At 31.5% G+C, this 8530-nt stretch carries 5 protein-coding genes; 3 read left to right on the forward strand and 2 right to left on the reverse strand.

The window, feature by feature from the left end:
* Positions 1-522 precede the first annotated feature (522 nt).
* Positions 523-2562 (forward strand): tetratricopeptide repeat protein, encoded by a 2040-nt coding sequence (locus F6K40_RS26265; RefSeq protein ID WP_293140049.1) that lies wholly within the window; start codon positions 523-525, stop codon positions 2560-2562.
* A gap of 1051 nt (positions 2563-3613) precedes the next feature.
* Here F6K40_RS26265 and F6K40_RS26270 read toward each other — a convergent pair.
* Positions 3614-4819 carry a site-2 protease family protein gene (locus F6K40_RS26270; RefSeq protein WP_293140050.1) on the reverse strand — a complete coding sequence of 402 codons (1206 nt, stop codon included), beginning with the start codon at positions 4817-4819 and terminating at the stop codon, positions 3614-3616.
* A gap of 741 nt (positions 4820-5560) precedes the next feature.
* Positions 5561-5749 (reverse strand): hypothetical protein, encoded by a 189-nt coding sequence (locus tag F6K40_RS26275; protein ID WP_293140051.1) that lies wholly within the window; start codon positions 5747-5749, stop codon positions 5561-5563.
* A 36-nt stretch (positions 5750-5785) separates the two neighbouring features.
* Here F6K40_RS26275 and F6K40_RS26280 point away from each other — a divergent pair, with 36 nt between their 5' ends.
* Positions 5786-6217 (forward strand): phosphosulfolactate synthase, encoded by a 432-nt coding sequence (locus F6K40_RS26280; RefSeq protein WP_293140052.1) that lies wholly within the window; start codon positions 5786-5788, stop codon positions 6215-6217.
* Positions 6218-6933: 716 nt separating this feature from the next.
* Complete coding sequence (locus F6K40_RS26285) at positions 6934-7617, forward strand: phosphoribosylanthranilate isomerase (protein WP_293140053.1); 684 nt, start codon at positions 6934-6936, stop codon at positions 7615-7617.
* Positions 7618-8530: the final 913 nt, after the last annotated feature.

The raw sequence follows: 8530 nt of genomic DNA on the forward strand, positions 1-8530 counted from the left end.
TACCAGAAATTCAACTTCCGCTCTGTTCTACTCCCACTTGAGATTCTTATCTCAAAAATCCAACAATTTTTTTCTACCTGGCAATCAAAAATTAGAGCAAGACTCCCAGACGAAATTTAACTGGGAAACCCAAAATAGAGAAAGACAAATTTCTAGTTTCCCAGTGAGGTGAAACTTTGATTCCTTCCGACAAAAACCATGATCAAACAACCTTTAATTTTTCTCCCTTTCTCCAATAGTCAAATTTTCAATCACCAAAAATTCAACTTCGAGTCTTCCCCACTCCCACTTGAGATTCCTATCTCGAAAATCCAGGAATTTCTTTCTACCTGACAATCAAAAATTAGAGAAATACTCCCAGACGAAATTTAACTAGGAAACTGGAAATCGAGAAAGACAAATTTCTCGAATAACAGTGAAGTTAAACTTTGATTCCTTCCGACAAAAACTATGATCAAACAACTTTTCCATATCAAAAATTAGAGCAATACCCACAAATTAAATTTAACTGAGAAACTAGATATGAATTATTACGAATTAGGAGAAAAATTCCTAGAACAAAAACAGTGGGAGGAAGCTATTACTAGCTATCGCCAAGCAATAAAACTAAATCCTACTTTTTCTTGGTCTTACTATAAATTAGGGCAAGCTTTAACTCAACTACAAAAGTGGGATGAAGCTGTTAACGTTTACCGTCAAGCTATCAAACTAAATCCTGATTTTCCTTGGTCTTACCACAACTTAGGAAACGCCTTAATCAAACTAGAAAAATGGTCGGAAGCAGTCATTGCTTACCGCCAAACTATTAAAATCAAACCAGATAGTTATTGGGATTACAATAAATTAGGAGAAGCACTCGTTAATGTAGGAGAATTTGCAGAAGCAATTGTTTGTTACCAAACAGCAATTCAACTCAAACCAGAAGTTAAAGGAACTCATCAAAAATTAGCAGATATTCTATTTCAAATTGGAAAACTAGAAGCAGCAGAAATCGCATATCGTCAGACCATAAAACTCAATCCAGAAGTAGTTTGGTATCGCCAATGTTTAGGAGATGTTTTACTTAAACAAAAAAGATTAGACGAAGCGATCGCTACTTATTTAGAAGTTGCTCAGATTAGACCTAATTTACCTTGGATGCACCTACAGTTAGGAGATGCTCTTGCTCAACTTTCCCAGTCAAACTTAGATAAAACTATTAATTATTATTGTCATGCAATTCAAAATCCAGACCAATATCCTATTTACCAAAAAGCATTACATCTCATCATCAAAAATCCAGAACTATACCTACAATTAGGAAAAGCTTTGGCACAAGCAAATCAGATTTCTTCAGCCATCATTATTTATTATATTTTGCTAGAAATATTCCCTCCTAAAAATCAAACAGAGATTTATCAGCAACTTGAGAAAATATTACGGCAAAAAATTAAATTAGAACAACAACTAAATTCATATTATGCTGCTGTCGAAACTAATCCAGATAGCCAATCTTACTATTATTTAGGATTAACTTTAACCCAACAACAAAAATGGTTAGAAGCTGCCATTGCTTACCATCATGCTATAGAACTTAATCCTGATTTTGCTTGGTGGTCTGATACTTATCTCTGGGAAACTTTTGAAAAGCTAGGCAAACTTGAAGAGACAGTAAATTTATTTCATAAATTTATTAAACATCAAAATACCTCAATTTCCACTTACCTAAATTTAGCAGAAGCTCTAACTCAAGTAGGCAGAACTAAAGAGGCAATAAAATATTATCAAATAGCTTGTAAAAATCATGTCAATAAATCTCACGAAATCTTCGTTCAAAAACACTCGAATTCAGAACAATTATCTCAGCCATACTTTCTAATTATTGGAGTAGTCAAAGGAGGAACTACCTCTCTTTATAGCTACATAACTAAACATCCTCAAATTCTACCTTCTGTAAAAAAAGAAATACATTTTTGGTCTTTTAACTTCCATAGAGGAATAGATTGGTATCAGGCACATTTTCCTCCTATTTTAGAGTCAACAAAATTTTTAACTGGAGAAGCAAGCACTACCTATTTTGATGCTGAATATGCTGCCTGTAGAATTTTTCATTTCTTTCCCAAAATCAAACTAATTCTAATATTGAGAAATCCTATAGATCGGGCAGTTTCTCACTACTATCATCAAGTACGTTCAAACAAAGAATTTCGTTCTTGTGAACTAGCAATTAATTCTCAGCTTGAAAAATTGAGCGAAATTTCTCATCCTTATTATTGGAATTATGCAGGAGATTATATAGCTTCTGGTGTATATGTAGAATTCATCAAGAAATGGTTAGCTATTTTTCCAAAAGAACAGTTGCTAATTTTGAAGAGCGAAGAATTTTATAGTGACTCAGCAAATACGATGAAGCAAGTTTTCAATTTTCTAGATTTGCCAGATTATCAAATACAAGATTATCCAAAATTAAATGCTGGTTCTTATGCTTCTATTAGTAAGTCACTTCGAGAAAAATTAAACAATTATTTTCAGTTTCATAATCAGCGCTTAGAGGAATATTTAGGTATGAAATTTAATTGGTAGATAAGCATTCAGTCCTCAGCTTTCAGCTTTCAGCTTTCAGCTTTCAGCTTTCAGCTTTCAGCTTTTTAATTAAGGATGTAGCTCCATAGACTTTTAAGGTTAACTGATGGACTTTTACAGTGACTTTTAATTCTTGGAAATCTCGCTTATTACTTTTTCCTCTTTTAAAAGTAATGAAGCTGTTAACGTAGTTACGACCCAGGAGACTAGCTGATAGCTGACCGCTGAATGCTTACCTATTTTAAACCCATAAATTGAAGTACAATAACGAAGAGTTTGAGTTTTCAAACCATACAATTCAAGCTAATGAAACTGATAGCTAAAAGCTGACGGCTGACGGCTGAATGCTTACAGATAATTTAAGCGATAATACTCCGCATCCCTGTCGCGATCGTCTCTTTTTCTTGCCTGAAAAAAATTACTTTTGTGCTTCAGAACTAGAGACATTTAGATATTAAGTATCTTAGCTCCTTACCTTATATCAATCATTTTGTCAAATTAGATAATTTCTTGAATATTTGTACTTGTTTGAATTTTGTTTTTTTGAGCTTAGGAAAAGTAAGCTCAAAATTAGCAAATTTGAGGTGTAATTAACGATAATACTTGATTGTAGAGCTTTAAAGTTAGTCTTTTTTTTAATTTAGATACAACATTGGCACAATACCTTATGTACAGAGTATGATACCAAATCTCTGAAATAACGCAAGTTCGTGAAATAATTTGTCACAATCTTTGAAAAATGAGGCTGATTAAATTTATAAAAACAATATCAAGATATAATTTAATTAGTAAAACTTATATTGAACGTTTAGTATGAAAAATAAGAATACATTAGCTGTCATGTTAATCTATACTATTTCTTTAGCTAAATTATTGATATTTTTTTCTAAAATTAGTCTTACTAAAGGTAAGAATAATTCTTCACTCGTCAGCTATTAGCTATTAATTCATTGCCTTTAGAGCTAGTAAAATTACCCGAAAATCTTTTCTTTTTGCTAGATTAGCTGTTGCCTTATAATAAGAACAATTTGTAGCTTCAACTTACTTCTAACTACTTGAAATTTGAGACAGAAGTAACTTTAGCAATTGCTTCCAACTTCATTCCCAAAGGATAACTATCCTCTGTTTTCACACGTTTAATTTCTGCTTCTGAAATATTCAGTTTTAAGTATTTAACTATTCCTCGAACAATATCACTTTTATCAATTATTCCTGCTACTGCTCCAGCAGGAGAAAGTACAGTTATTTGCCTTTTTTGATAAAATCCCATTCTGTTAATAACTTCTAATAAACTAACTTTTTCTGACACAGTAACCATCTGATTTAGAGGACAAATAATCATCCTTAAAGTTTGAGTATCCCGATAACTTCTTTCAATATAACGAATAGCATCATCATAAACAAAACCAAGATAACGACCCCTATAAGCAGCAAAATAAGTTGAAAATTTAGAACTTTTTAAAAGGTATTTATTTGCAAACTGACTCAAAGTTAAATTTGCATCTACTACACGAAAATCTTGAGTCATTACCTCTACAGCTTTAATATTAATTAACGCTGACTGTAAATCAGTTATGCGCTGATAAATTTTGGCATTATGCAGAGCAAACCAACCAATTAAAGTAATCCAAAAACCACCATGATTTTTAGTAGTCAAAACTATTATCAACCCTAAACTAATTGCTAACCATCCTAAACCTTTACCACTTTTAACTGCCCATTTTACCCCTGTCAAACGACTACCAGTTATTTTCCAAATAGCTGCTTTTAATACCTGTCCGCCATCCAAAGGTAAGCCAGGAATTATATTAAAAATCGCTAAAATTAAATTTATTTCTGCTACTCTACTAATTAACTTCCCAACTAAACTTGATGTTGGGAATAGAAAACTTGTTAAACCCAATAAAAAGAATAAAACTAAACTCACCAAAGGTCCGGCGATCGCTACTTGAAAAGCCTTTCCAGGAGTTCTATAATCTCGTTCTATTGAAGCAACTCCACTAAATAAAAATAACCTTATAGAATTAACCTTAATTCCTTGAGAAATAGCAACTAAACTATGACCTAATTCATGTAATACTACCGAGCAAAATAGCAGTATAGCAATTATCAATCCAGCACCCCAAGCTAAAAAAAGCCCCCTTTCTTGATAATCTTGACTATTGATGTATGTTACCCAAAATAAAATAATTAACCACGAGTAATCCAGAAATAAAGGGATACCAAATAAACTGCCTATTTTCCAACCTGCCTGCATAATATTTTTTTTGTTTTTTTATCCAAACTTTGACTTAATCTACCAAAATTTCAAGGAATAGGGAATAGAGAATAGGGAATAGGGAATAGGGAAGATATTTTTACTGAAAAGGCACGAAAAATCATTTTTTGAGTAACTTTTACAATTCTAATATCATGTCCGGTTGAATAGTTACATCAAAGTTAATGTAGCTAAATTGTTTAATCCAATATCAATACTGACGCAACGATTTTTCTCTAGCTCGTGTTGTTTTGCGCATTTTTCATAAATTACTTCAATTACATAATGATTAAGTCTAGGAACATTGCTGGAACTTGTTTTATTTGTGAAGTAGGTACTAATCTTTTTAGATAAATCCCAGTTTTACTGGGATTAATAATTCCAAGTTTTAAGTTGCCTCTTACTGATGGCTTGTTTCGTATAAATTACAATATTTCTTCCCGTTATTTTATTTTTATATCCACCAAAGACGAGGAGGAGCATTAAACTTTGATGGGTTCTGTTTATAAACTTCCTTTGCTGCTAAAAAATTCTTCGGTATTTTTATCTAAAATCATCAATATTTGTTGCAGGGCTATTTCATTCTAGAATCAGGAGTATGCAACATAGAAAATGATGAGCGAACCTAAGCAGTATAATACAATTTGACTTTCAATGCTATCGGATATTATAACTCCAAAAGGTACTGCGATAAAAGAACAAATCGCAATTGGAATTACTTCTTGAAAATTACAACTTTTTCTATAGTAGAAGAATAAAATAGAAGTGGCAATTGGCTGTAGCAAAGCTATCAGGGCGATCGCTGTATGGAAAGTCTATCAGATTAATTAACAGAGACGTTCCCAATAGTCCAAGTGCAAATCCAGAAACACCTCTTACCAGTCCAGCAATAAAAATAATGAGACAAAAAAGCAGATTCTCTAATAGCATTATTTTCAATATAAAAGCGGTATTATAACTTTTTTTATGACTAAAGTAAATCAAGAAAAGTTTGCTGTCAATATGCCGAATTTTCTAGAACTGCCAGAGCGCAAAAGTAAACCAAGAAATACAGGAATTACTAATGTAATAGATCGTGGAATTGGTTTACGACAGGCACAGGATTTGCTAGAAATAGCTGCTAACTTTATTGATGTTATAAAACTAGGATGGGGAACAAGTAATGTAACTCAAAATCTGTCAGAAAAAATTAGCTTATATCAAAGCTTCGGCATTAATGTGTGCTTTAGTGGAACATTATTTGAGGTAGTGGTACTTCAGAATAAATTTGATGAATTTTGGAAATACCTTCAAAAATTCAATCTGAATTACGTTGAAGTTTCAACAGGTTCAATTAACCTTCCTCTTGATGAAAAGTGTCGCTATATTGAAGCCTTAGCTAGAGATTTTGTTGTTTGATCTGAAGTGGGCAGCAAAGATCCAGAACAAGTAATTCCGCCTTATATTTGGATCAAAAATATTAAAATTGAATTTAAGTATTATTTCAAAGAGGAATATATTTATTAAGTAACCCAATAAGTTTATAGGGTAGCGCAGAGACTAATACTGAATTTTCTTTTTTTATCCCCTTGAAAAGGGAGGCGAAGGCAAAGGCATCTTCTCAATAAACCATAGTTAATTATCAATAAACTAGGCTTTATTTCACTTGTTGACAATAGACTTTCCACATATAATGTCTATTGAATTTTAAAAATACTATGTATAGGAATTAGCAAATTAGATACGTTGGCCCTGAAAGGGAGGCTTGATATTTGATTTTTTGGTCAAAAATAACAATCAATACCTGATTTGGGCATCTATAAAATAATAAACTAAAAATGGGGTTCTCTTCTGTAAAAATAGAGAACCCCCTAGACTTGATAACTAAAATCAGGTTATATCTATCTATAGCATATTTAGCATTACCAAGTCCTAAAATTATTCCTGTTCCTTCAGTTAAAAAGATTTGTAGTAAATTTCAAATACACTGCTATGAAGGGTAGTGTTTAAATCAACTTATGTTTTGCCAATTATCAAGAAGCTTTAGCTAAAAACTAAAATTTGTTTTAGTAATTAACAATCGCTTGAAGTTTTGATACAAAAAAGTAAAAATTAGTTAGCAATAGGTATAATCAATGCGCGTCAAAATTTGTGGAATTACAAAACTAGAGCAAGGACAAGCGATCGCTAATATGGGAGCAACAGCTCTAGGATTTATCTGTTTTCCCAAATCACCTCGCTATATCACTCCAGAAAACATCAGAAATATTGTCGATAAACTACCAAAAAATATTGATAAAATCGGAGTATTTGTTAATCCTGAAATAGATTTATTATCAGAAATAATAATTAATACAAAATTAAATGGAATACAACTGCATGGTGATGAATCTCCAGAATTTTGTAATCAGCTACGTCAGTCAATACCAAATAATATAGAAATAATCAAAGGTCTTAGAATTAAATCTCGTCTAGACTTAACAAGAGCAAATATTTATAAAAATTATATTGATACTTTACTCCTAGATGCTTATCATCCAGATCAATTTGGAGGTACTGGTAAAACTTTAAATTGGAAAATTCTTGACGAATTTTACCCTACTTTTCCTTGGTTATTAGCAGGTGGTTTAACTCCTGAAAATGTCACAGAGGCAATACAAAAATTCATATTAGTTTCTCAAGCTAAAATAAAATTTAATCATAATTTTTGTGGCATAGATTTATCTAGTGGTGTAGAAACAACGCCAGGGGATAAAAATTTAGTTAAAGTCAAAAAATTATTTGATAGTTTAGCTAAACTAAAAATTGAGGAGAAATAATTTTAATCAGCTAATCTATCTTTATTTGTGGGTATTAGATATTTAGAAAATTTGTGGGCATTAGATATTTACAAAATGAATTTTAGGCTTGGATAAATGCGAAATATCAAGATATAATCTACCTGTTATACAAAAATTAATCCCTTGATTCAGTAACATTTATTTGTGAAATAATTAAATATATTGAGACAACAAAATAATAATAACTAGGAATAGGAAAATGCTTTTAATGATAGAAACTATTCTGAAAGTTATAGTCACCATTACTGCTCAAATGCTATACAATTTGCTTTTCTTAGTTAAAAGAATGATTTTATTGCTAACTTTTAATTTTTGAGTTTAGTTATATAGCGTTTCTCAAAAAGTGTGAAATATAACTGTATTTTTATTTCCTGTTACCTTTTGCGTACAATAAACGAATTTTGTAACTTACTCCTGATGGTAATTCCTATAATATCTATAATTCACAATTAAAATGTATAATACTGTTTCTCAAGAAGCATGAGGTACAGTTTTTTTTGTTACTTTCTATTCCCTGCTTCCTAAATTATTACTCCCTAAGAATTACGAATTTTTTACCTTACCAGTATAAAAATTTATATAATACCTATTATCAAAAATTTAGCTATACTTTAGATTTTCTATTTCTCAATATATTTATTGACCGAAAAATTTGGGTAGTTATGCCTCCTCTTTTAAGAGGATAAAAAGGGGTATTTTTGCTGGCGCATAACTTCCCACTTCCGCTGCTCGCCGACTTGAATTGCCTAGCATGAAAGTAGTGGACTGTTTCAGCTAAAACTGTGCATGATTATTTTAGGTTGTGGGAAGACAAGGAAGACAAGGAGGACAAGGAAGACAAGGTGGTAAGGGAGAAAAAAGCCTATTGCACCATTTAAGATGAAACAGTCCA

This window comes from Okeania sp. SIO3I5 (assembly GCF_010672085.1).
Taxonomy (GTDB): Bacteria; Cyanobacteriota; Cyanobacteriia; order Cyanobacteriales; family Microcoleaceae; genus Trichodesmium.